The 23,107-nt window shown below is 69.1% G+C and carries 21 protein-coding genes; 16 read left to right on the forward strand and 5 right to left on the reverse strand.

Annotation, left to right across the window (positions count from 1 at the left end; translation table 11 throughout):
* A complete protein-coding gene (locus tag E0H50_RS31595; RefSeq protein ID WP_165547360.1) occupies positions 1 to 2,706 on the forward strand; it encodes a bifunctional acetate--CoA ligase family protein/GNAT family N-acetyltransferase in 2,706 nt (901 codons plus the stop codon).
* Between the two features lie 206 nt (positions 2,707 to 2,912).
* On the opposite strand, the gene E0H50_RS31600 is transcribed toward E0H50_RS31595, so the two are convergent.
* Entirely contained in the window at positions 2,913 to 3,437 is a 525-nt protein-coding gene (locus tag E0H50_RS31600) for a DUF2087 domain-containing protein (RefSeq protein WP_131294466.1), read from the reverse strand.
* Between the two features lie 45 nt (positions 3,438 to 3,482).
* On the opposite strand from E0H50_RS31600, the gene E0H50_RS31605 reads away from it, so the two are divergent.
* The 5 genes from E0H50_RS31605 (at position 3,483) to E0H50_RS31625 (ending at position 8,803) form a co-directional block, all read left to right on the forward strand.
* Positions 3,483 to 4,622 (forward strand): P1 family peptidase, encoded by a 1,140-nt coding sequence (locus E0H50_RS31605; RefSeq protein WP_238151469.1) that lies wholly within the window; start codon positions 3,483 to 3,485, stop codon positions 4,620 to 4,622.
* Positions 4,623 to 4,640: 18 nt separating this feature from the next.
* The gene (locus E0H50_RS31610; RefSeq protein ID WP_202868412.1) at positions 4,641 to 5,342 is read left to right on the forward strand and encodes an ABC transporter ATP-binding protein; all 702 of its coding nucleotides are present in this window, start codon (positions 4,641 to 4,643) and stop codon (positions 5,340 to 5,342) included.
* On the forward strand, positions 5,339 to 6,988 hold the full coding sequence (locus E0H50_RS31615; RefSeq protein WP_131294468.1) for an FtsX-like permease family protein: 1,650 nt from the start codon (positions 5,339 to 5,341) through the stop codon (positions 6,986 to 6,988). The genes E0H50_RS31610 and E0H50_RS31615 overlap by 4 nt, the downstream gene beginning before the upstream one ends.
* A 68-nt stretch (positions 6,989 to 7,056) precedes the next feature.
* Positions 7,057 to 7,671 (forward strand): DUF5998 family protein, encoded by a 615-nt coding sequence (locus E0H50_RS31620; protein WP_131294470.1) that lies wholly within the window; start codon positions 7,057 to 7,059, stop codon positions 7,669 to 7,671.
* 4 nt (positions 7,672 to 7,675) lie between these two features.
* Entirely contained in the window at positions 7,676 to 8,803 is a 1,128-nt protein-coding gene (locus E0H50_RS31625) for an alkaline phosphatase family protein (RefSeq protein ID WP_131294472.1), read from the forward strand.
* On the opposite strand, the gene E0H50_RS31630 is transcribed toward E0H50_RS31625, so the two are convergent.
* Positions 8,800 to 10,443: a S8 family peptidase gene (locus E0H50_RS31630; protein ID WP_238151471.1), complete on the reverse strand. Its 1,644-nt coding sequence runs from the start codon at positions 10,441 to 10,443 to the stop codon at positions 8,800 to 8,802. The two genes, E0H50_RS31625 and E0H50_RS31630, sit on opposite strands and share 4 nt — an antisense overlap.
* Positions 10,444 to 10,552: 109 nt before the next feature.
* Between E0H50_RS31630 and E0H50_RS31635 the strand changes: the two genes are divergently transcribed.
* A complete protein-coding gene (locus tag E0H50_RS31635; protein WP_131294476.1) occupies positions 10,553 to 11,206 on the forward strand; it encodes a thymidine kinase in 654 nt (217 codons plus the stop codon).
* A complete protein-coding gene (locus E0H50_RS31640) occupies positions 11,203 to 12,036 on the forward strand; it encodes a sulfurtransferase (protein ID WP_131294478.1) in 834 nt (277 codons plus the stop codon). Before E0H50_RS31635 ends, E0H50_RS31640 begins: the two co-directional genes overlap by 4 nt.
* Before the next feature lie 5 nt (positions 12,037 to 12,041).
* On the opposite strand, the gene E0H50_RS31645 is transcribed toward E0H50_RS31640, so the two are convergent.
* A complete protein-coding gene (locus tag E0H50_RS31645; protein ID WP_238151473.1) occupies positions 12,042 to 12,779 on the reverse strand; it encodes an SDR family NAD(P)-dependent oxidoreductase in 738 nt (245 codons plus the stop codon).
* 224 nt (positions 12,780 to 13,003) lie between these two features.
* On the opposite strand from E0H50_RS31645, the gene E0H50_RS31650 reads away from it, so the two are divergent.
* Positions 13,004 to 14,059 (forward strand): DUF4185 domain-containing protein, encoded by a 1,056-nt coding sequence (locus E0H50_RS31650; protein ID WP_202868413.1) that lies wholly within the window; start codon positions 13,004 to 13,006, stop codon positions 14,057 to 14,059.
* On the opposite strand, the gene E0H50_RS31655 is transcribed toward E0H50_RS31650, so the two are convergent.
* Entirely contained in the window at positions 14,056 to 14,532 is a 477-nt protein-coding gene (locus tag E0H50_RS31655; protein ID WP_131294482.1) for a GNAT family N-acetyltransferase, read from the reverse strand. The genes E0H50_RS31650 and E0H50_RS31655 overlap by 4 nt on opposite strands.
* A gap of 205 nt (positions 14,533 to 14,737) precedes the next feature.
* Here E0H50_RS31655 and E0H50_RS31660 point away from each other — a divergent pair, with 205 nt between their 5' ends.
* The 7 genes from E0H50_RS31660 to E0H50_RS31690 all read left to right on the forward strand — a co-directional run bounded on the left by E0H50_RS31660 (position 14,738) and on the right by E0H50_RS31690 (position 21,954).
* Positions 14,738 to 16,132, forward strand: a complete 1,395-nt coding sequence (locus E0H50_RS31660; RefSeq protein WP_131294484.1) for an ABC transporter substrate-binding protein — start codon at positions 14,738 to 14,740, stop codon at positions 16,130 to 16,132.
* Between the two features lie 3 nt (positions 16,133 to 16,135).
* A complete protein-coding gene (locus E0H50_RS31665; protein ID WP_131294486.1) occupies positions 16,136 to 17,050 on the forward strand; it encodes a carbohydrate ABC transporter permease in 915 nt (304 codons plus the stop codon).
* Positions 17,047 to 17,940 (forward strand): carbohydrate ABC transporter permease, encoded by an 894-nt coding sequence (locus E0H50_RS31670; protein WP_131294488.1) that lies wholly within the window; start codon positions 17,047 to 17,049, stop codon positions 17,938 to 17,940. Before E0H50_RS31665 ends, E0H50_RS31670 begins: the two co-directional genes overlap by 4 nt.
* Positions 17,937 to 18,812 carry an NAD-dependent epimerase/dehydratase family protein gene (locus E0H50_RS31675; RefSeq protein ID WP_238151475.1) on the forward strand — a complete coding sequence of 292 codons (876 nt, stop codon included), beginning with the start codon at positions 17,937 to 17,939 and terminating at the stop codon, positions 18,810 to 18,812. Before E0H50_RS31670 ends, E0H50_RS31675 begins: the two co-directional genes overlap by 4 nt.
* Positions 18,813 to 20,066 carry an enolase C-terminal domain-like protein gene (locus E0H50_RS31680; RefSeq protein ID WP_131294490.1) on the forward strand — a complete coding sequence of 418 codons (1,254 nt, stop codon included), beginning with the start codon at positions 18,813 to 18,815 and terminating at the stop codon, positions 20,064 to 20,066.
* A gap of 68 nt (positions 20,067 to 20,134) precedes the next feature.
* Positions 20,135 to 21,400, forward strand: a complete 1,266-nt coding sequence (locus E0H50_RS31685; protein WP_131294492.1) for an ROK family protein — start codon at positions 20,135 to 20,137, stop codon at positions 21,398 to 21,400.
* Positions 21,397 to 21,954 carry a GNAT family N-acetyltransferase gene (locus tag E0H50_RS31690; RefSeq protein ID WP_238151477.1) on the forward strand — a complete coding sequence of 186 codons (558 nt, stop codon included), beginning with the start codon at positions 21,397 to 21,399 and terminating at the stop codon, positions 21,952 to 21,954. Before E0H50_RS31685 ends, E0H50_RS31690 begins: the two co-directional genes overlap by 4 nt.
* Before the next feature lie 63 nt (positions 21,955 to 22,017).
* Here the strand turns inward: E0H50_RS31690 and E0H50_RS31695 are convergent, their stop codons facing one another.
* Positions 22,018 to 23,106, reverse strand: coding sequence for a Gfo/Idh/MocA family protein (locus tag E0H50_RS31695; protein ID WP_131294494.1), 1,089 nt, complete (start codon positions 23,104 to 23,106; stop codon positions 22,018 to 22,020).
* Between the last annotated feature and the right edge of the window lies 1 nt (position 23,107).

Below are 23,107 nucleotides of genomic sequence, written 5' to 3' on the forward strand. Positions count from 1 at the left end.
GTGCCGGATCAGTATGACCCTGAGCCTCCGGACGGGTATCCGGCGGAGTACGAGGCCGATGTCGTCCTGCGGGACGGCGCGACCGCGCACCTGCGACCGATCACGCCGGACGATGCCGCGCTCCTGGTGGCGTTCTACGCGCGCGTGTCGGAACAGTCGAAGTATTACCGCTTCTTCGCCCCGTATCCGGAGCTGTCCGACCGGGACGTGGCGAGGTTCACGCAGGTCGACTACCACCAGCGGCTCGCGCTGATCGTCACGGTCGGTGACGAGATGATCGGCGTCGGGCGCTACGAGGGCACCGGCCGGCGTACGGCGGAGGTCGCGTTCCTGATCGAGGACGCGCACCAGGGACGCGGGCTCGGGCAGCTGCTGCTCGAGCACCTGGCGCAGGCCGCCCGGGAGAACGGCATCCACCGGTTCGTCGCCGAGGTACTGCCGGACAACCGGAAGATGATCACGGTCTTCACCGAGGCCGGGTACAAGGTCGCCCGGGAGTTCGAGGACGGCGTGATCATGGTCGAGTTCGACATCGCGCCGACCGACACGTCGTTCGGGGTGATGCAGGCCCGCGAGCAGCGCTCCGAGGCGCTGTCGATCGCGCGGTTGCTGACCCCGTCCTCCGTCGCCGTGATCGGCGCGAGCCGCCGCGAGGGCACGATCGGCAACGCGCTCCTGCGCAACCTCCGCGACGGCGGTTTCCCTGGCCGGCTGTACGCCGTGAACACCGACACGAAGGCCGTTCCCGGGACCGAGATCGAGGGCGTCCCGGCGTACCCGACGATCCGGGAGGTCGAGGGCACCGTCGACCTGGCGGTGGTCGCGGTCAAGGCGGACATGGTCGCGGACGTGGTCCTGGACTGCGCGGCGAAGGGCGTGCGCGGGCTGGTCGTGGTGTCGAGCGGGTTCGCGGAGATCGGTGACGAGGGGCGCAAGCGGCAGCGGTACCTGGTCGGTCTGGCGCGGTCGTACGGCATGCGGGTGATCGGGCCGAACGCGCTGGGGCTGATCAACACCGCCAGTGGGGTCTCGCTGAACGCGACGCTGTCGCCGCTGATGCCGAGCAAGGGCCGGGTGGCGTTCTTCTGCCAGTCGGGTGCGCTGGGCGTGCCGATTCTCGCCGACATGGTCGGACGTGGTCTCGGGCTGTCGAGCTTCGTGTCGGCGGGCAACCGCGCGGACGTGTCGGGCAACGACCTGATGCAGTACTGGTACTCCGACGAGGCCACCGAGGTCGTGCTGCTGTACCTGGAGTCGCTCGGCAACCCGCGGAAGTTCAGCCGGGTGTCGCGGCGGCTGGCGGGACGGAAGCCGGTGATCGCGCTGAAGTCCGGACGCGCGACCCAGGGCGTCCCGGTCGGGCAGCTGGTGCGCCGCAGCCATTTGCCGCCGGCAGCGATCGAGTCGATGTTCCGGCAGAGCGGCCTGATCGGCGTCGACACCACCGGTGAGCTGTTCGACGTCGCCCAGTTGCTCGCCCACCAGCCGTTGCCGAACGGTCGCCGGGTCGCGATCGTCTCGAACTCGGACGCGCTGACCCTGCTCGCGCTGGACACGATGGCGAGCTGCGGGCTGGAGGTCGCGGGTGAGCCGCGGAACCTGAGCGCGGACGCGACCGCGTCCGACTTCGGTCTCGCGCTGTCCGAGGTGTTCGCCGACGACAAGGTGCACTCGGTCGTGGTGATCTACACACCGCCCGTGCAGTCGAACGGCGGTGAGGTCGCGCAGGTCCTCGCCGCGGCCGCCGCGGGCTCGGACAAACCGGTGGTGTCGACGTTCCTCGCGTCCCGGAGCGTGCCCGCCGAGCTGCAGGTGCCGGACGAGGACGGCGGCGCCGCCCGTGGCTCGATCCCGTCGTTCCTCAACCCGCAGTACGCCGTGGGCGCGCTCGCGAAGGCGACGCAGTACGCGGAGTGGCGGCGCCGGTCGGACAGCCGGATCCCGGACCTGCCGGAGATCGACACCGGCGGGGGAGAGGACTTCGTCGCGGAGTTCCTGCAGCGGCACCCGTCCGGCGCGGACCTCGACGAGGCGGATCGGCAGCGGCTGCTGTCCTTCTACGGTATTTCGGTGCTGCCGGCGTTCCCGGTGCTGTCCGCGGACGAGGCGGTCGGCCGGGCGGCGGACCTCGGGTTCGAGGTGATCCTCAAGGCGACCGCGGAGCAGTGGCGGATGCGGCCGGATCTCGCCGACATCTGGCGGCACATCCACGACGAGGACGACATGCGCGCGGCCTGGGCGGAGATGACCCACACGTTCGGGGTGGCGGCGGATCCGGCGCGGGCGCAGTTCGTCGTGCAGAAGATGGCGCCGCCCGGCGTACCGGTGGTGATCTCGACGATCGAGGACGTGTCGTTCGGGCCGGTGGTGACGTTCGGGCTGTCCGGTGTCGCGACGGATCTGCTCGGCGACCGCTCGTACCGGATGCCGCCGCTCACCACCCGCGACGCGGCCGAGATGGTGCGCGAGGTCAAGGCCGCGCCGCTCCTGTACGGCTACCGCGGCTCGGACCCCGTCGACATCCCCGCCATCGAGGACCTCCTGCACCGCGTCTCGCGCCTCACCCTCGACCTCGAGGAAGTAGTCCGCCTCGACCTCCGCTCAGTCCTGGTCTCCGCCCAAGGCGCCACCGTCCTCGACACGAGAATCCGCATAGCCCCCAACGAAAAACCCCGCCAGGACACCCCGGCCCGCCGCCTCACCTAACCATCCCCTCCGGCACCGCACTGTCCTCCCCAAACCAGTTTGGGGAGGTCTACCCTCCCGGATCGGGCAGTAGGACTCCCCACTCCCGGCGGAGCGCCTCCCCAAACCGGTTTGGGGAGCGTAGGCCTCCCGCAATGGGCAGTACGGCTCCCCAGTTGTGCTCGTGGGGCAGGTTCTCGCATCGCCCGCACAGCTTCTTCGACGAACTACGGACGGGACGTCCAGGACCGCGTGTAGATGCTGTTCTCGCGGGTGAGGAGTCGTGCGTCGACCAGGCCGCGGCGTAGTGCGGCGTGGTCGGGGTGGACCCGGTTGAGGATCTCGTTGACCTCTGCCTCGGGATAGCTGCGGCCCACCTCGAACGACTGCACGACGTACTCGAGCACGATCTGATACTTCTCCGGAAACGTCGGGAAATGCGTCAGCCGCCCGTCCCGGATGAACGACTTCAGCACGTTGTCGCGCGCCGGATCAGGATCCAACGGCACCCACTCCGGCCGGCTCTCCCGTACGGCGTCCTTGAACGCATCCACATCCGCCGTGAAACCGTCCCGCCCAGCCGCGATCAGCCCGCCCTTGGTGAGCCGTTGCAGCGCCTTCACCACGACCGGCGCGGCCAGTCCGGTGCTGCCGGCAACCTCGCCGGGAGTAGACGCGCCGAGAACGATGGCGGAGTACGTCCGCAACCTCGACGGTTCGGCGAGCAGACCACAGAGCTGATCGGCGTTCATGCCTTTCACGCTAACGCTCACCGCAACCGGATTAGGATCGGCGGCATGCACCCCGGACCGCACAACGCGATCACCGATGTCCCTGGAGTTCTCGTTGGGCAGATCGAGCGCGTGGACCCGCCGTACCTGACCGGAACGACGGTGGTGTACCTCCCCGGGACGGCCGTCGCCAGCGTCGACGTCCGCGGCGGCGCGCCGGGCACCCGCGAGACCGACCTGCTCGCACCGGTGAACTCGAACGGCGGCGTGAACGCGATCGTCCTGACCGGCGGCAGCGCGTTCGGGCTCGACACGGCCGGGGGCGTGATGCGCTGGCTGGAGGAGCGCGGTGAGGGCGTCCGCGTCGGTCAGGGCGAGTACGACGTGGTGCCCATCGTCCCCGCCGCGGTGATCTTCGACCTGGCCCGCGGCGGCGACTTCAAGGCCCGCCCGGAGCCGTCCTGGGGAACGGACGCGATCGCCGCGGCCACCGCCGACCCAGTTGCCCTGGGCAACCACGGCGCCGGGGCAGGCGCCAGGGCCCGCTCGCTGAAGGGCGGCGTCGGCTCGGCGAGCGTCCGGCTCGACGACGGTACGACGGTCGGCGCGCTGGTGGTCGTGAACGCGGCCGGCTCCACGGTCGATGCCGACGGCAACCTGTACGGCGCCCGCCTCGGACTCGGCGACGAGTTCGCGGACCTGCGGACCCCGGTCGAACCGCCGCCGCCCGCGGCACCCGGACGCAACCTCATCCCCGGCCCGTCGATGAACACCGTGATCGCGGTCGTCGCCACCGACGTACCGCTGGACAAAGCGGCGACGCAGCGGATGGCGATGGTCGCCCACGACGGACTGGCCCGCGCGATCGACCCGATCCACACGCTCGTCGACGGCGACAGCATCTTCGCGCTCTCGACCCGGACGACGGACGAGCCGCCGCTGAGCGTGACCGATCCGACCGCCCTCGGCCGGCTGGAGACCGTGTACGCCGCCGGTGCGCGGACGCTGGCGCGGGGCGATCGTGCACGCGATGCTGAACGCCGAGTCGGTGGACACCCCGGCCGGGACGATCCCGAGCTACCGGGACGCCTATCCGTCGGCGTTCCCGACCGGCTGACGTACGACTTGGGTAGTACGCCGCACCGTCGAAAGGTGCCCGATCGCGACCGGAAGACCCGTCCGCGGGCCGACGATCGGGGGCGGTGATCGCGACAGGCTCGGGGCATGAACTTTCAGAATCCCCAGCCGCAGGTTGTGTTGAGCGGACACGGCCTGGTCAAGCACTACGGAAGCGTGGTCGGCCTGGCCGGAGTGGACGTCGCTGTCCGCTCGGGCGAAGCGCTCGCGGTCATGGGTCCGAGTGGCAACGGCAAGACGACCTTGCTGCACGTACTGGCCGGGATCCTGACGCCGGACCAGGGCGAGGTGTGGCTGGGCGGTGAACGTGTCGACCAGCTGAACGACGCCGCTCGCACGGTACTGCGCCGTCGTCGGCTCGGCTTCGTGTTCCAGGACAACCAACTGCTCGCCGAGCTGCCAGCGGACGAGAACGTCGCCCTGCCGCTGATGGTCGACGGCCTGAGTCGACGGGACGCGATCGGACGGGCGCGCATGACGCTCGCTCAGGTCGGGCTCGCCGCTGAGGTCGGTCGCCGACCCGGTGAACTGTCCGGGGGCCAGGCGCAGCGAGTCGCGATCGCGCGGGCACTGGTCGGCGAGCCGCAGGTGGTGTTCGCCGACGAGCCGACCGGCGCGCTGGACGCCGCCACCGGCTCACAGGTCATCGACCTGCTCGTAGGCGCAGCGACGTACCGCGGAGCCGCCGTTGTCGTCGTCACCCACGACAACGCCGTAGCTGCCCGTTGCCACCGCACGCTGCACATCGTCGACGGCCGAGTCAGCGACTCCATGGGAGCCGTGCGATGAATCCGATGACGGACCTCGGTCTCCGGTTCGTACGGCGTCCCGGGCCAGGCGGGCGCGCCGCGAACCTTGCAGCCTTCGGCGCGACCGCAGTGGTCGCGCTGCTCGTGACGTTTCTGATCGCCGGCTCGCTCGGCCTGTCGCAACGCTCGGAGCGGATCGGGTGGCGGAGTGCCGACAAGGCCGATCCGGCGACGGCGATCGGCGCGCTGAACCTGGACGACGACCAGCGCGTCGACGGCCGCCGCCTCAGCGTCCTCGACCTCGCCGTCCTCCGCCCCAACGAACTCGCACCACCTCCCGGCCTTGACCACACACCCAAGCCGGGCGAGGTCTTCGTCTCACCTGAGGTCGCCAAGCACTGGTCCAGCCTCGCCAAGCAGTACAGCGTCGATAAGCCAACCGGCGTGATCAGCGACAAGGGCCTGTCCTCGCCGGAAGAGTTCATCATCATCCGCGGCGTGCAGACGATCCCAGCCGATCAGCACCCGCAGTACGTCAGCAGCTGGAACGAGAAGGTCTGGGACAGCCGCATGCTCGGTCTGCTGATCGCAGTGGCCTTCGGCATCATCCTGGTGCTGTTCCCGATCCTGAGCCTCGTCGGACAGGCTGCTGGTGTCGCGGCCAAGCGTCGCGAGCACCGACTGGCCGCACTGCGTCTTGCTGGTGCCACACGGACCCAGGTGCTGTGGCTGAGCGCAGTAGAACAAGCCGTGCTCGCTGCGGCGGGTGCTGTCGTCGGTGTGGTCGGCTACACCGTTCTGAGCCCGCTGATCGCGCAGATCCCACTCGGCGGCGGCCGCTGGTACGTCGGTGACATCACAGTGCGGTGGTGGACAGTCCTCGTCGTACTGGTCGCCGTACCCGTCCTGTCCGTCATCAGTGCGCTCATCGGCCTCGGACGCGTCAGCATCACCCCGCTCGGCGTCGTACGCGGCCAGACGCGCAAGGGCCTCAGTGTGCTGCGCATCGGGCTCCTGGTGATCGGTCCGGTGATGCTGGCGTACTACGGGGTGCAGGCGGCGCTGCTGCCGTTGCTGATCGCGGTCGGGTTCGCGGCACTCGCCGTACGCGTGGTCGGGCCGTGGGCGGTCCAGCTGGTGGGTAAGGCGATGGTGAAGGCGGCCAACGGACCTGTGACGTTGCTGGCGGGCCGGCGCCTGGTAGACGATCCGAAGGGTGCCTTCCGGCCTGTCGCCGCACTGGTGCTGTCCGGCTTCGTCACTGGGTTCATCTCGGTGTTCATGCCCTCTGGTGAAGACGACCCGAGCTTCAACGACATGCGGATCGGTGTCGCGTTGCTGCTCTCGCTGGTCTTCCTCACCGTGGCTGCCTCGACTGCCGCCGGCGCAGTGGGTACTGCGCTGGATCAAGCAGCTCCTGCGCGGGCGCTGCGGCGGTCCGGCGTACCGCTGTCGGTGATTGAGCGAGCGGCCCGCGTGGCAGCCGTCGTACCGGTCGTCGGTGTCGGTCTGCCCGTCGTCGGGTTCGGCGCGCTGTGCGGGCTGGCGCTGAGCGGCGGCAAGATGATCACCGAGGGGAGTTCCGGCGTACTGCTCCTGCTCGGGCAGGTCGTCGCAGGGCTCGTCCTGGTCACCGTCGCGGGCGCTGCCGGTGCACCGGTCCTGCGGAAGGCAAGTGCGAACTGATCGCGGCTGTCCACAGGTCTCGTCGAAGGGTGAAACGCGCTGGGTCGCGATCGTGCGAGGATGAGGGCATGCGTGACCTGAATACACCGGAGCTCGCGGACGCGTCGGCGGACCTGCGCGACGCGATCGATCGGTGCGGCTATTACCCCGACGTGGTGACCGACTCGCTCGAGGTGGCGATCGCCGGCGAACCGATCCGGGCCTATGTGCTGCAGCACGAGCCGACGTTCGACCGGGACGAGGTCCGGCGGCACATCACGATCCTGGCGCTCACCCCGACCCGGCTGATCGTCGGCCACACCGACGAGCACGCCGCCGACGAGCTGATCCGCGCGCCGTATGCGTCCACCTCGACCGAGGCGATCCCGCTGCACCGCGTGAACGCCGTCGTGGTCAACCGCGTCGTACCGAACCCGGCGGGCTACGCCACCGGCAAGGCCGACCCGGCGGTGGCGGGCAGCGGCGAGGTCGTGCTGACCATCGGATGGGGCATGGTGAACCGGATCGACCTGGAGCCGGCCGTCTGCGCCGACCCGAACTGCGAGGCCGACCACGGGTACACCGGTTCGGTCGCGGCCGACGACATCTCGCTGCGGATCAGCGCCGCGGCCGACGGCCCGGCCGGGATCCAGCAGGTGCTCGAGTTCGCGAAGGCACTCTCGTTCGCGACCAGCAGCAGGTAGTGCCGTGATCCAGCCGGTTTCGCCGCAGTACGGCGGCGGCGCGCTCGCCGACGTCCTGCCGTCCGTGGCCGGCGCGCTGTCGGTGCCGGGGGAGACCAACCTGCTGGGCCTGCCGCCCGCCTCCCGGTACGCCGTCCTCCTGCTGGACGGACTCGGCTGGAATCTCCTCCAGCGGTACGGCGACGCCGCGCCGTACCTGTCGTCGCTGATCCCGAAGAGCCGCAGTCTGACCGCCGGCGTGCCGTCGACGACCGCTGTCAGCCTCACGAGCCTCGGCACGGGCCTGCCGCCAGGTGCCCACGGCATCGTCGGGTACACATCGATCGTCCCGGAGACCGGCGCACTGCTGAACGCGCTGTCGTGGGACGCGCCGGTCGACCCACGCCGGTGGCAACCGCACGGGACCGTGTTCGACCGGGCCGCGGCAGCAGGTGTTGCCACGCGCAACGTGAGCAAGGCACGGTTCGACACGTCGGGCCTGACGGCGGCCGCGTTCCGCGGGAGCGCACACCGCGGTGCCGACACCGTCGAGGACCGGCTGGACGCAACCCGGTTCGCGAGTCGCGAGGGGAAGTCGTCGCTGGTCTACGTGTACGACTCGCAGCTCGACTACATCGGCCATCAGCAGGGCTGCGACTCCTGGCAGTGGCAGAAGGAGCTGGGCGCGGCCGACGCGTTCGCCCAACAGGTCCGCTCGGCGCTGCCGCGAGACGCCGTACTGCTCGTTGTCGCCGACCACGGCATGATCGACGTCGCGCCCGAACACCGCGTGGACCTCGACGCCGAACCGGCACTGACCGAGGGACTGACCCTCATCGGCGGGGAGTCGCGTTTCCGTCACCTGTACTGCGTTCCCGGCGCCGAGGCCGACGTACTCGCCGTCTACAAGGAACGACTGGGTGAGAAGGCGCTGGTGCTGACCCGCTCCGAGGCGATCGCGCGTGGCTGGTTCGGTGCGATCGTCGAGGAGCGGGTGTCACCGCGCCTCGGGGACGTCATCGTCGCGGCGCTCGGACCGGTCGCGCTGGTGGCCAGCCGCCGCCACGCGCAGGAGGCCGGCCTGATCGGTCTGCACGGCTCCCTGACCCCGGACGAGATGGAGATTCCACTCCTCGTCGACACGGGCTACTAGAAGCTCCAGACGTCCCAGAAGAAGCTGGTGCTGGCGGTCTTCGCTTCGCCGTCGCGGGCGGTGACAGTCACCTTGTAGCGGCCGGCGCCGGGCGTCAGGACGCCAGTGATCCACCCGCGCTCGGCGTCGATGGTGAGGCCGGGCGGAAGACCGGTCGCCGAGTAGCTGATGTCGCCGGTACCGCCGGTGCCCTTCAGCAGCAGCGGAATCGCGGGGATGCCGCCGACGCCGAGCTGCTCGGACGGCTGGGTGACCGAGATCGCGCCCTGCGGCTGGGCAGCCGCGGCACCGACCGCCTCGGCCGCGTCGACGAGACCTTCGCCGTAGTACGAGTTGTTGCCCGCGGACCCGGAGCACTCACCCGAAGCCGCGGGCGGGCACGCAAGGTCGTTGGCCTGCTGGGCGAGCCGGGCGCGGACCTGCGCCGGGTTCAGCTTCGGGTCGACGCTGCGGAGCAGGGCCGCGACCCCGGCGACGTGCGGCGACGCCATCGACGTACCGTCGAGCGCCTTGTAGCCGCCGCCCGGCACCGTCGAGTACACGGCCTGGCCCGGGGCGGCGAGGCTGATCTTGCCCTCACCGAAGTTCGAGAACGGCGACTTCGCGCTGGTCGGGTCGACCGCGGCGACCACGACGACGTTCGGCAGCTCGGTCGGGAGGCTGATGCAGTCGTTCGTGACGGTGCGATCGGTCGGGGTCGAGTCGTCCGGGCTCGACGGGTCCTCGGTCTTGTTGGCCAGGTCGTCGTCCTCGTTGCCGGCCGCGGCGATGTTCACCACACCCTTGCTGTCCGAGTACGCCACGGACCGGCGGACGGCTTCGGCGATCGCGTCCTGGTCCTTGTCGGTCGGGCAGTTGTAGAGCCACGGGTCGACGTAGTAGCTGTTGTTCGTCACCGAGACGCCCTTGTCGGCGGCGAACATGAACGCGCAGACCGTGTTCTCCGGGAAGAACAGCTGGCTCCCGGCCTCGGCGACCCGGATCGACGACACCTTCACGCCCGGCGCGACCCCGACCATCCCGATGCCGTTCTTCGCGCCGGCGATCGTGCCCGCGACATGCGTGCCGTGCTCGCCGACCGGCCGCCACGCACCGGCGCGGGTGTCGGCCTTGCCGTACGCGCAGGACGCCGAACGGGTCGCGTCGAAGTTCGCCTTCAGGTCCGGGTGCAGGTCGTCGACCCCGGTGTCGAGGACACCGACGGTGACGCTCTTCGAGCCGGGGTTCTTCGCCCAGGCGCGGTCCGCGCCGATCTGGGTCATGTCCGCGCGGTCGGACTCCGGCTGCGCGGTCGGGGTCTCCGGGACCGCCGGCGGGACGGCCGGGTTCGCGACGTCCGCGGGAAGGTCGGAGGTACGGGTCGCGCCGGCCTTCTGGACACCCTGGACTGCGCGGAGCTTGTCCGCGAAGCCGGCGGCCGCAGAGTGCGCGACGATCACCCCGATCGCGTCGTACGTCGCGTACACGGTGCCGCCGTTCTGGGCGATCGCGCTGGTCACCTTGGCAGTCTGGTTCGGCGCGGTGATCACGAAGTACGCCCGCAGTCCTGCCTCGGACCGGGCCGGCGCCGCACCGGCCGGAAGAGTCGCGGCGGTGGCGACCAGGACGGCCGCGAGGACGAGGAACAGAGCTTTGCGCACAATCCATTCAAGCTGAACCGTGGCTCAGAACCCAACCCCGCCCCTCCGACACACCCCGGAGTGCCCCCGAGGTGCGGACCGGACCTTTGACTTGGCAGGATGTTCGCCCGTGGCGGAGCTCCTGTATTTCACCGGGACCATGGACTGCGGCAAGTCGACGCTGGCGCTGCAGATGGATCACAACCACAAGGCACGCGGGAGGCTCGGAAGGATCTTCACCAGCCACGACCGGGCGGGGGAGTCGGTGCTCTCCTCGCGCCTGGGACTGTCCGCGGACGCGGTCGAGGTGCGCCCGGAGTTCGACTTCTGGGACTACGTCGTGCACGAGCTGACACGCGGCGGCCGGATCGACTACGTGGTGTGCGACGAGGCGCAGTTCTACAGCCCGCTGCAGATCGAGCAGCTCGCGCGGCTGGTCGACGAGCTGCAGATCGACGTGTTCTGCTTCGGCATCCTGACCGATTTCCGGGCGACGTTGTTCCCGGGGTCGGCGCGGCTGGTGGAGCTCGCGGACCGGATGGAACTGCTCCAGGTCGAGGCGCTGTGCTGGTGCGGTGAACGGGCCACGCACAACGCCCGTACGATCGGTGGGGAGATGGTGACCGAGGGCGAGCAACTGGTGGTGGGCGACATCGTGTCGGTGGACCACGAGGTCGCGTACGAGGTCCTCTGTCGCCGGCATCACCGCCGCCGCCTCACCCAGGCGCGCGCCCGCGCCACCTTGTCACCTGAAGTCCTGCCGTTCGGAGGAGCCGCGTCATGAGCCCGTTGAGCCCGTTGATCTCTGTTGACGAACTGCGGGCGCCGGCCACCGCTCCGGTGCTGGTCGACGTCACCTGGAACCTGACCGGCCCGCCCGGCAAGGAGGCGTACGACGCCGGCCACCTGCCCGGCGCGTACTTCGTCGACCTCGACACCGAACTCGCGTCCGCCCCCGGCCCCGGCCGCCATCCCTTGCCCGCCGCAATCACCGTGACCGAGACCTTCCGCCGCCTCGGCATCACCTCCGCCGACACCCCCGTCGTGGTCTACGACGCCGCAAACTCCATGTCCGCCGCCCGCGCCTGGTGGACCTTCCGCTACTTCGGCCTAACCAACGTCCAAGTCCTCAACGGCGGCCTGGCCGCCTGGAAGTCCACCGGCGGCAACCTGACAACCGAGGTCCCGGCCGGTGAAGTGGTCGGCGGGTTCGTCGCGACTCCTGGGCACATTCCTGTTCTGGATGCTGACGGGGCTGCTGCGGTGGCGGCCAAGGGGGTGTTGCTGGATGCTCGCGCTCCGGAGCGGTTTGCGGGGGAGGTGGAGCCGATGGATCCGGTGGCCGGTCACATCCCGGGTGCCGTGAATGCCCCGACCACCGCGAACGTCGACGAAACCGGCCACTTCCTCGCACCCGCCGACCTCCAGGCCCGCTTCACCGCGCTCGGCGTCACCCCAGACACCGAGACCGCCGTCTACTGCGGCTCCGGAGTAACCGCCGCCCACGAAGCCCTCGCCCTGGAATCCGCCGGCCTCCCAGCCACCGTCTACATCGGCAGCTGGTCCGAGTGGATCACCGACCCCACCCGCCCAGTAGCCACCGGCAAGGATTGACCCGCTCACCAATCCACAGGACCGAGCCGATCCTCGAAGGTCCCGGTGGGCCCGTCCGGACCCAGCGTGGCCATCCGGACGATGGCGTCAGTGCCTTCGGTGACGGTGAGCTGACCCTTGTGGTTGTTCATGTCGGTGGCGGCGAACGTGTGCTTCGCGGTCTCACCAGGCGTGATCGCGTTGAACTTGATCCCCGGCAGAGCCTGCGCATACCTGACCGTGAGCATGTTCAGGGCCGCCTTCGACGAGCTGTACGCGAGCTCGTGCATCTTGGAAACCGGCTGCTCCGGATCCAGCACCACACTGAAGGCCCCGCCGCCGCTGGACACCATTACCACCCGCGGATTGCTCGCCGCCTGCAGCAGCGGCAGGAACGCGTGCGTGACCCGCACCGGCCCGTACACGTTGGCGTCGTACACACCATGCAGCTCGTCAGCGGTCGCCTCGCCCGGGTGAACGGCCCGCCCCGGCGCACCCGCGTTGTTGATGAGTACGTCGAGCCGCCCGGTGTGGCCGGACACAACCTGCAGGGCGCCGGCCACGGACTCGTCGGACGTGACGTCCAGCGGCACCAGGACCACGTCCACACCATCGGCCTGCAACTTCTCAACGGCGACCCGTCCGCGCCCCTCGTCACGCGAGCCGAGGAACACCTTCCACCCCATCACGCCCAGCCGACGAGCCGCTTCGTAGCCGAGACCCTTGTTCGCCCCGGTGATCAGTACGGTGGTTTTCTCCGTCATCATGCTCCTCCAGTGGAAACGACTGTTCGACCACGAGATGCCGCTACGGTCTCGGCCGTGACAGTCGCCCCACGTGAGGTGAGTCACCCGGCCAGGTAGCGCGACCCAGGCGAACGCAGCTTGCGACCGTGCTCGTGCACGGATAACGAAAGGGTTGACTTCACCGGAGCGGCGCGGGATGGTGGCGAGAAATCGATTTCCGATCTACCGCCCCTGGGAGTCCGATGATGAAGCGATCCACGTTCCTCCGTGCGGCCGTCGGTGCCGGCCTGCTGGCCGCCGTACCGGGCCGGGCCTTCGGGAGCAGCCAGGCTGTGCTGACCAACAAAGTGGCCGATCTGACCGGCCCCGGATTGACCGACCGGTTCCGGATGGCGGCGACCGACCTGGGGATTCCGGCGCGGACGCCGGACGGGCGGTTGCTGTTCATGTTCGGCGACACCTTCGAGGAGGCGCGCGTCGGCGGCGGCTGGTGGCGCTCACCGGTCGCACTGTGGTCGACGACCACGGACCTGAACGGCGGCGTGCAGTGGTCCGGCGCGGTCGGGGGCGACGCGGCGCAGCAGCTGTGGGACTACCCGCACGACAATCCGACGTTCTCGACCGTGCTGCCGTCGGACGTGATCACGATCGGCGGGTCGATGTACCTGCACGCGATGGTGAACAAGGGCCTCGGAAACGTCGTGTGGACAGAGATCTGGCGTTCGGACAACTCCGGTGCGAGCTGGTACCACACCGGCGCGAAGTTCGACCCGAACATCGACGGCGGGATGTTCCAGCTGCTGACCTGGGGACTCGGCAACGACGGGTACGTGTACGTGTACTCGACCGGGTTCCAGCGCAACAAGCCGATCATCCTGAAGCGGGTCCGCCAGGAGCAGATCGCGAACCCGGCGGCGTACGAACCCTGGGGCTACCGCGACGGGGTCTGGGCGTGGGGCAACCCCGCGACGCCGATCCTGAGTGGGAGCTTCGGCGAGCTGAGCCTGCGTCCGCTCGGCGGCAAGTGGGTGCTGACGTGGTTCAACGCCGGCGACTACCGGATCGACGGCATGATCATGGACACGCCGACGTCCAACCTCTACACGGCGTACCGGCAAACCCTGATCTACGGCGGCGCCTGGGGTTCGGAGGACGACAACCACGTCGCGCAGCTGTACGGCGGGTACGTCATCCCGGGCTCCACCCTCGCGGACATGCATCTGTCAGTGAGCCAGTGGAACACCGACGCCGGCTGGCCCTACCGTGTCATGCAGTTCCGCGTCCGCGGCTTCGGTTAGAGCTCGACCACCATCGTGTCGGACGTGCCGACGACGCCGACCTTCCGGAACCCCAGCGATTCGTAGAGGTTTCGGGCCGGGTTGTCCGGGTCCACGCTGAGTGAGAGCTGTCCGTACGACGCTGCGCGCGCCTGCGCGATCAGTTCGGTCAGCACGCCCCGCGCGACACCGCGCCGGCGAAAGCCGGCCGCCACACCCAGGGTCAGCTCGGGTACGTCGTCCGCGATGTACCCGTACCCGGGCCGATCCGCGGTGAGGCACCGCGCCCACGTTGCACCCGCCGGGGCGCCGTCGAGCTCCGCGACCACCCCGAAGTCACTCTCGCTCGGCCAGCCGTCGAGGTACCGCCACGCATGATCGTCACGCCGCACCTTCGCCTCGTCGTACCAAGGGGTCCCGTCCCAGTTACACGCCTCGAGCAACATCTCGAGCAGGAACGGGAGATCAGCGGCGGTCGCCGGTCGCAGAAACATGCGCCCATCCTCGCCTCCACCGGTCACCACCTCCACCCGATTACCGCGACGTCCGGGAACACCCGGGCAACGTCAGCGAAACCGTTACCGCATCCATCTCGATCTAGGTCTTGAGTTAGTAACACGCTTGGTTTAACTTACTCGGGACCTGGCCGGTGTGTGGCTCAGAGCACATCGGCGGCATCCGGAAACCTGAGGAGTTCCGATGACGAGAGTGAGCAGGTGGGGCAGGCGCGGGACTGCCCTCGGCGTGGCCGGGCTGATGCTCGCGGCGGCGGGGTGTGCGAAATCGACGGATCCGGCGGCGTCCGGCGGCGCCGGTAGCGGTATCGACGAGAAGGCGCCGGTCACCATCACGATCGGCGACCGCCCGACCCCCGACAAGCCGAACGACATCAAGGCGTTCGAGCAGAAGATCAAGGACTTCACGGCGAAGTACCCGAACATCACGGTGAAGTCGACCGAGACCAAGTGGGAGGCGCAGACCTTCCAGGCCCAGGTGGCCGGCGGCACGCTGCCGACGGTGATGAACATCAGCTTCACCGAGCCCGCCAACATGATCCCGAACAAGCAGCTCCCGGACATCACCGACGAGCTGAAGCTGGTCGACCTGACCAAGGACCTGAACCCGAACGTGCTGAAGATCGTCCAGGACGCGAACGGACGGATCTACGGCGTACCGATCGACGTCTTCTCGGTCGGCATCGCCTACAACCGCGCGCTGTTCACCCAGGCCGGCCTGGACCCGGACAAGCCGCCGACGTCGTGGGACGAGGTCCGTCAGTACGCCAAGCAGATCGCGGACAAGACCGGCAAGGCCGGGTACGCGCAGCTGACCACGAACAACACCGGCGGCTGGATGCTGACCACGATGACGTACAGCATGGGCGGCACCGTCGAGAGCCCGGACGGGAAGAAGAGCACCTTCAACGACGCGCCGACCAAGAAGGCGCTGCAGCTGCTCAAGGACATGCGCTGGACCGACAACTCGATGGGCAGCCGGTTCCTCTACAACCAGGAAGAGGTCCGGCAGGACTTCGCGGCCGGCAAGATCGGCATGGTCCTGCAGGCGCCGGACGCGTACGACATGAGCGTGAAGAACTTCGGCATGAAGCCCGCCGACTTCGGTGCGGGCGCTTTACCCCAAGACGGCGGCCCGCACGGCACGCTGACCGGCGGCTCGCTGAAGATGATCAGCCCGAAGGCGACCAAGAACGAGGTCGTCGCCGCGCTGAAGTGGATCAAGTTCGACCAGTTCGACAAGTACACGACCGAGGCACTCGCCGTGCAGGACGCGAAGACCACGATCGCGGACAAGGGCTTCGTCGGCCGGCCCGGCATCAGCCCGCTGAGCCAGGAGACGTACGACCAGTACAACAAGTGGCGTGAGCCGTACGTCAACGTCCCGGTGAAGCAGTTCCAGGGCTACATCGACTCGACGACGACGCTGAAGCTGCTGCCCGAGCCGTCGAACAAGGGCCAGGAGGTCTACTCGCTGCTCGACCCGGTGGTGCAGCAGGTGCTGACGAAGAAGGATGCGGACATCGACAAGCTGCTGAGCGACACCGCCGCGAAGATCGACGCGCGCCTGGCCCGGTAGCCCATGTTCCAGCAACGAACGCAGAAGTCCGGCCGGAGCGTTACGACCTGGTATCGCTCCGGCGGGCTCAGCGCGGTCTTCTTCGCCCTGCCCCTGGTCCTGATCTTCCTGTACTTCTCCTGGGGCCCGATCGTCCGCGGCCTGGTGCTCAGCTTCCAGAAGAACAACCTCGTCGCCCCGCCCGAGTGGGTCGGCATGTCGAACTTCAGCTACGTGCTGACCGACCCGCAACTCCCGCAGGCGGCTCTCAACACCTTGTACTTCGCCCTGCTGGCCCTCGTCTTCGGATTCCCGGTGCCGCTGTTCCTGGCCGTGTTCATCAGCGAACTACGCAAGACCGGCTGGCTCTACAACGTGCTGTCCTACCTGCCGGCCGTCGTACCGCCGGTGGCCGCGATCCTGCTGTGGACGTTCTTCTACGACCCGAGTACGGCGGGCGTGTTCAACTCGATCCTCGGCTGGTTCGGACTCGGGCCGTTCGCCTGGCTGAACTCGCAGACCCTGGCGATGCCGGCGATCGTGCTCGAGGCGACCTGGGCCGGCGCCGGCGCCACGTCGATCATCTACCTGGCGGCGCTGACCGGCGTACGGACGGAGTTGTACGAGGCGGCCGAGCTGGACGGGGCGGGGATCCGGAGCCGGGTCTGGCACGTCACGCTGCCGCAGATCCGCGGAATCATCCTGATCATGATGCTGCTGCAGCTGATCGGGACGTTCCAGGTGTTCACCGAACCGTTCCTGTTCACCGGCGGCGGCCCGAACAACGCCACCACGACGATCCTGCTGCTGATCTACCGGTACGCGTTCATCAACGGCGACTTCGGCGCCGCGACCGCGCTCAGCGTGCTGCTCGCCGGGGTGCTGTGCGTGCTGTCGGTCGTCTACCACTTCGTCACCCGCCGCTGGAGTACGACATGAACAGTGACACTTCTTGGGAACGCGGAATCATCTCCTTCGCCGACCGGAAAGTTTCGGTGGTCCGCTACGGGTTGCCGGCGATCCAGGTGCTGCTGTTCATTGGCGTGGTGATCGCCGGCGTCGGACCCCTGCTCTGGCTGCTCAAGTCCGGTGTCTCCACCAGCCAGGACATCCTGCGCGGCCCGATGCAGCTGTGGCCGTCGGGGATCCAGCCGCAGAACATCCCCGACGCCTGGAACCGCGTGCAGATCGGCGCGTACCTGGGCAACACCGCGTTCATCGCGATCGGCTCGATGATCTCGACGCTGTTCGTGTGTACGACGGGAGCCTTCGTGCTGAGCATCCTGCGGCCGAAGTGGGGACCGGTCCTCACCGGAGCCGTCCTGGCGACCCTCTTCCTGCCCGGGGTGATCTCCCTGGTCCCGCTCTACATGACCGTGCTCAAGATGCCCGTCCTGGGCGTCAGCCTGCAGAACACGTTCTGGGCGGTCTGGCTGCCGTCGGCGGCGAGCGCCTTCAACCTGTTGGTCATCAAGCGGTACTTCGACTCGATCCCGCGCGAGCTGATCGAGGCCGCCCGGATCGACGGGGCGAGCAATATCAGGCTGTTCACGGCACTGATCCTGCCGTTGTCGAAGCCGATCGTCGGAGTCGTCGCGCTGCTGACCGTCATCGGTTCGTGGAAGGACTACCTCTGGCCGCTGCTGGTGCTGCCGGACCCACGGCTGCAGCCGATCTCGGTCGCCCTGCCGCGGGTGGCCAAGACCACAGAGATCTCCCTGCAGATGAGCGCGCTGTTCCTCGCGGTTCTGATACCCGTCGTGTTGTTCTTGGTGTTCCAGAAACAGTTCCTGCGCGGCGTGGGAATGGCAGGAGGAATCAAGGAGTGACTGAACTGAACGGTCGGCGGGTGCTGGTGACGGGGGCCGCTGGGCGGATCGGGTTGACGACGGTCGAGCATCTGAACGCGTTGGGCGCGAAGGTGACCGCGTTGACCAACGTCGAGCACCCGGACCTGAAGGCGGACCGGGTGCTGATCGGCGACACCCGGTCCGAGACCGACGTGGCCCACGCGCTCGACGGCGTGGAGTACGTCGTACACCTGGCAGCGCTCCCGCATCCGTCGGCCGGTACGCCGTACGAGGTGTACTCGATCAACGTGGTGTCGACGTTCAACGTGCTGGCCCAGGCCGGTGCGCTCGGCATCGACCGCGCCGTGATCGCGAGCAGCATCAACGCGACCGGCGTACCGTTCAACCCGCACGAGATCGCGCCGCCGTACTTCCCGTGGGACGAGCAGGCGCCGAACGATGTCGGCGACGCCTACTCGCTGTCTAAGCAGAACGACGAGAACACCGCGCGGATGGCGTGGCGGCGGTGGGGGATCGATGTGGTGGCGTTCCGGTTCCCGCACGTGAACTCGCCGGAGGTGCTGCAGGAGATGTCCGACCACGTCCGGGCGCATCCGGGCAGCGGACTGCGGGAGGGCTGGAGTTACCTGGACACCCGGGACGCGGCGTACGCCGTCGAGCTCGGGCTGACGGCTCCGCTCTCGGGCGCCCACACTTTCTTCGTCACCGCGAGTACCACCAACGCGCCGTACCCGACCGAGGACCTGCTGGACGCGTACGCGCCGGGCGTGCCGCGGTCGCGGCGGTTCGCCGGCCGCGAGGTGCCGATCGACCTGACCGCCGTACGGACCGTGCTCGGCTTCGAGGCCCGGCACGAACTCGACCTACCCACCCTCTCCCTGGAGACTTGAATGCCCTCGAACTTCGACCAGCCGTGGCCCGCGCGGGACGACATCCGGATCCGCGAGGTGAAGGCGATCGTCACGGCACCGCAAGGCATCCCGCTGGTGGTCGTGAAGATCGACACCACCGAGCCGGGCCTGTACGGGCTCGGATGCGCCACCTTCACGCAGCGTTGGAAGGCGGTCCAGACGTTCGTCGACGAGCACCTGTCGCGGCTGCTCGTCGGCCGCTACCCGGGTGACATCGGCGACCTCACCCGGCTGGCGTCGTACTCCGGGTACTGGCGCGGCGGACCGGTCACGAACAACGCGATCTCCGGCATCGACCAGGCGCTCTGGGACATCGCCGGCAAGCGCGCCGGTATGCCGGTGTACGAGCTGCTCGGCGGCAAGGTCCGCGCGGCCGCCGACACCTACATCCACGCCAGCGGGAAGACGATCGAGGACACGATCGACCACGCGCAGAAGCTGGTCACGCAGGGCTGGCGGCACATCCGCCTGCAGGTCTCGACACCGGGCGGCGGCGGGTACGGCGCTCCGCAGGTGCCGACGCTCTACCCGGATGCGCCGTACCGCAACGGCTGGTCGGCGCGCGACTACCTGCGGACGACGCCGGAGCTGTTTGCGGAGGCGCGACAGGCGCTACCCGACAACATCGAGCTGTTGCACGACGTGCACTCGCGGCTGACGCCGAAGGAGGCCGTGCTGCTCGCGCGATCGCTCGAGCAGCACCGGCTGTTCTTTCTGGAGGATGTGCTCGCGCCTGAGCTGTGGGATCGGCTGCCTGAGGTACGGGCCGCCTCCCCGGTCCCGCTGGCCGTCGGCGAGCTCACGACGTCGTTCGGCGACGCGGTCCGGCTGATCCGGGACGGCGGTGTCGACTTCATCCGCTCGCACGTCTCGGACATCGGCGGTCTCACCCCGGCCCGGAAACTGGCCGATCTCGCCGAGATCTCCGGTGTCCGGACGGCCTGGCACGGCCCCGGCGACACCTCGCCGATCGGCGCCGCGGCGAACGTCGCGCTGGACGTGACATCGGTTGCCTTCGGCATCCAAGAGGGGCACATCTACAACGAGGCGACGTACGAGGTGTTCCCCGGAACCCTGCGGATCGAGGACGGCTGGCTGCGTCCGAACGACGCGCCCGGCTGGGGCATCGACGTCGACCTGGAGGCCGCGGCGCGTTATCCGGCGGAACTGTCCGGTCACGACGAGTGGGCAGCCGGGGTACGGCGCATCGACGGAGCGCTCGAAGCACCATGACAAGCGGGGTGACCTGGGGCGCCGGGCAGTACGATCACGGCCAGTAGGGACGAGACGGGGAGGTTGAGATGAGCGATTCGGTCGAGGGACTCGCGGACCTGCGGCGTGCGGGCGCGAACCAGTACGACCTGGGCTCGTTCAACGAGGCCGTGATCATCGAGACGATCCGGCTGGCCGGCATCATCAGCCGGACCGAGATCTCCCGACGGACCGGCCTCACCCAGCAGTCCGTGTCGCGGATCCTGCGTCTCCTTCTCCAGCAGGGGTTGCTGGTGGAGGAGGCACAGGAGCGCGCGGAGCGGCTCGGCAAGCCGCGGACGCCGGTGCGGCTGCGGTCGAACGCCGCGCACGCGGTCGGCATCCACATCGATCCCGAACTGCTCACGGTCGCCGTGGTCGACCTGGACGGCACGATCGTGCGCCGCGAAACGGTCGACCTCGCCGACGACCTCGCGGCGGACAAGCTGATCGACCTCACCGCGGCCACGGTGAACGCGGCGCTCAGCATCAGCCAGGTCGACCTCGCGTCGATGCTCGGCGTCGGCGTCGCCGTACCAGGCCCGATCGACGCAGACGGGACACTGCTCGCCCTGCCGCTGCAGCCGGCCTGGCGCGGGTTGAAGATCCGTCAACTGCTGCAGCAGAAGCTGAACCATCCGGTGCTGGTCGAGAAAGACGGTACGGCGGCCGCGATCGGCGAGCGGTGGATCGGCCGGTCGGCGCGGGCGCGGGACTTCGCGTACCTCTATCTCGGCACCGGCGTCGGCAGCGGCCTGATCCTGAACGGCTCGATCTACCGCGGCGGTACGGCGAACGCGGGCGAGTTCGGGCAGATCGCCGCGCTGCGGATGGGGGAGTGGGACCCGGTCGACGGGCCCCGCATGATTCCCGAGTGCAATCCGACGGCGTCGCTGCCGGTGATCGCGGGCGAGTTCGGGTACGTCGAGACCGATCCGGCGGCGACCGACGAGGCCAAGCGGTACCGGGCGGTGTGCAAGGCAGCGGCCGACGGGGATGCGGCTGCGGTGCAGGCGGTCACGCAGGTCGCCCGGGTGATCGGGCAGGGCGCGGTGGGACTGGTGGATCTGCTCGACATCGATCTCGTGGTGCTCGGCGGGCCGGCGTACGGCAAGGAGATCTCGGAGATCCTGCTGACCGAGATCGGTCGCGCGGTGAACGCGCATCCGGTGGCGCGGGAGACCCGGCCGGTCACGGTCGAGGAGTCGATGCTGCAGACCGACGCGGCCGCTGTCGGGGCGGCGTCGACGATCTTCCACGACGCGTTCACCCCTCGGGTCTCGGGATCGAGCCAGGCCCGTAGGCTGCCCAAGTGATCGAGCCCAGACCGCTGACGCCGGACGTCGAGATCCGGATCGCGACCCTCGCTGACGCCCCCGCCCTCGCCGACGCACAGACCCGGAGCCGCGAACACCTGCGGCCCTGGGAGCCGGTCCGGGACGAGCGGTGGTTCACCGTCGTCGGCCAGGCCGAACGGATCACATACCAGCTCGAGCGCTACAAGAACGGCCTGGTGGTCCCGTGGGTCCTGGCCGCAAGCGACCGCATCGTCGGCCAGATCACGTTGAGCGACCTGGTCCCCGGCCCGTTCCGCAGCGCGGCCCTCGGCTACTGGCTCGCCGCCGACGCCCTGGGCCAAGGCCTCGCCACCCGCGCCGTCGAAGCAGTCGCGGCAATTGCCGACACCGACCTGAAACTCCACCGCATAGAAGCCAGCACCCTCACCGGCAACACCGCCTCCCAACGAGTCCTCGACCGCACCGGCTTCACCCAGATCGGCATGGCCCCGACGTACCTCCACATCAACGGCCACTGGCAAGACTGCAACCTCTACCAACGCATCCTGAACAACCGCGAGCCCGGCGCTTGAACCACCCGTTACGTCCGAAGAACCGGTGGGACGTGTCGCCAGTTCTTCGGACGTAACTGGATCTCAGGCGGGCGGTAGGCCGATTCCGCGGGAGACGTCTACGTCGTCGTAGCGGCCTTCCAGGACGTCGACGAACTTGACGGGGCGTTGGAGGGTGGAGGCGATGTAGACCGCCCGCACCGTGGCCAGGGCGTCGATGGCGTCTTGGACGGTGATGGCTGGTTGGGTGCCGTTGGCGATTGCGGTCAGGATGTCGTCGTACTGCGCTTTGTGGCCGCCGGGCTCGCCCGCGTCGACGGGCTGGTCGTCGTTCGAGCCGTCGACGTTGAGCCGGCGGAGGCGGTCGTCCTCGACCTCGGCGCCGCCTTGAGTGCCGTGGACCGAGACGCGGGTGCGGCCGCCGGGGAAGGCCGCGGTGGTGGCGTGCAGGGTGCCGACGGCGCCGTTCTCGAACGTGATCGTGGCGACGACCGTGTCCTCGACCTCGATCGCGTGGTGGGCGGCCCGCAGCGCCTCGGCCTGGATGCTCACCGGGCGGCCCATGAACCACAGCATCAGGTCGACGGTGTGGACGCCCTGGTTCATCAGCGCGCCGCCGCCGTCCTGCGCCCACGTCCCGCGCCAGCCCGCCGACGCGTAGTACTCGTCGCTGCGCCACCACGCGACCGTCGCGACGGACGACGTCAGCTGCCCGAACCGGCCGGCGTCGATCGCCTGCTTGACGACCGCGCTGCCGGCGTCGAAGCGGTGCTGGCTGATCACCGACGACAGCACGCCGTGGCTCCCGGCCCGGGTGGCCGCCGCGCCGAGGCGGCGGGCCCGGATCAGGTCGACGTCGAGCGGCTTCTCGATCACGACGTGCTTCTTCTCGTTCAGCGCCTGCTCGGCCAGCGCCGCGTGCGTACCGCTCGGGGTGCAGATCGCGACGAGGGAGACGTCCGACCCACTCAGCGCCGCGGTCAGGTCGTCGAACACCTTCGGCTCCGGCCGGCCGAGCTCGACCAGCTGCGCCTGGAGTGCCTCCCGGGCCGCGGCGTCACCGTCCACCAGGGCGGTGACGATCGCGTCCGGCCGTTCCGCGATGGTCTTGGCGTGGGTGCGGCCGATGATGCCGCACCCGACGATCGCGACCTGCTGTTGTGTGTCAGCCATC

Source organism: Kribbella sindirgiensis (assembly GCF_004331435.1).
In the GTDB taxonomy this organism is placed as follows: domain Bacteria; phylum Actinomycetota; class Actinomycetes; order Propionibacteriales; family Kribbellaceae; genus Kribbella; species Kribbella sindirgiensis.

Bases quoted from the DNA above. Each gene is read 5' to 3' on its own strand.
- E0H50_RS31600 (WP_131294466.1), bottom strand. From the start codon at position 3,437: ATGAACGCCGATCAGCTCTGTGGTCTGCTCGCCGAACCGTCGAGGTTG.
- E0H50_RS31605 (WP_238151469.1), top strand. From the start codon at position 3,483: ATGCACCCCGGACCGCACAACGCGATCACCGATGTCCCTGGAGTTCTC.
- E0H50_RS31610 (WP_202868412.1), top strand. From the start codon at position 4,641: ATGAACTTTCAGAATCCCCAGCCGCAGGTTGTGTTGAGCGGACACGGC.
- E0H50_RS31615 (WP_131294468.1), top strand. From the start codon at position 5,339: ATGAATCCGATGACGGACCTCGGTCTCCGGTTCGTACGGCGTCCCGGG.
- E0H50_RS31620 (WP_131294470.1), top strand. From the start codon at position 7,057: ATGCGTGACCTGAATACACCGGAGCTCGCGGACGCGTCGGCGGACCTG.
- E0H50_RS31640 (WP_131294478.1), top strand. From the start codon at position 11,203: ATGAGCCCGTTGAGCCCGTTGATCTCTGTTGACGAACTGCGGGCGCCG.
- E0H50_RS31645 (WP_238151473.1), bottom strand. From the start codon at position 12,779: ATGACGGAGAAAACCACCGTACTGATCACCGGGGCGAACAAGGGTCTC.
- E0H50_RS31650 (WP_202868413.1), top strand. From the start codon at position 13,004: ATGATGAAGCGATCCACGTTCCTCCGTGCGGCCGTCGGTGCCGGCCTG.
- E0H50_RS31655 (WP_131294482.1), bottom strand. From the start codon at position 14,532: ATGTTTCTGCGACCGGCGACCGCCGCTGATCTCCCGTTCCTGCTCGAG.
- E0H50_RS31660 (WP_131294484.1), top strand. From the start codon at position 14,738: ATGACGAGAGTGAGCAGGTGGGGCAGGCGCGGGACTGCCCTCGGCGTG.
- E0H50_RS31665 (WP_131294486.1), top strand. From the start codon at position 16,136: ATGTTCCAGCAACGAACGCAGAAGTCCGGCCGGAGCGTTACGACCTGG.
- E0H50_RS31670 (WP_131294488.1), top strand. From the start codon at position 17,047: ATGAACAGTGACACTTCTTGGGAACGCGGAATCATCTCCTTCGCCGAC.
- E0H50_RS31680 (WP_131294490.1), top strand. From the start codon at position 18,813: ATGCCCTCGAACTTCGACCAGCCGTGGCCCGCGCGGGACGACATCCGG.
- E0H50_RS31685 (WP_131294492.1), top strand. From the start codon at position 20,135: ATGAGCGATTCGGTCGAGGGACTCGCGGACCTGCGGCGTGCGGGCGCG.
- E0H50_RS31695 (WP_131294494.1), bottom strand. From the start codon at position 23,106: ATGGCTGACACACAACAGCAGGTCGCGATCGTCGGGTGCGGCATCATC.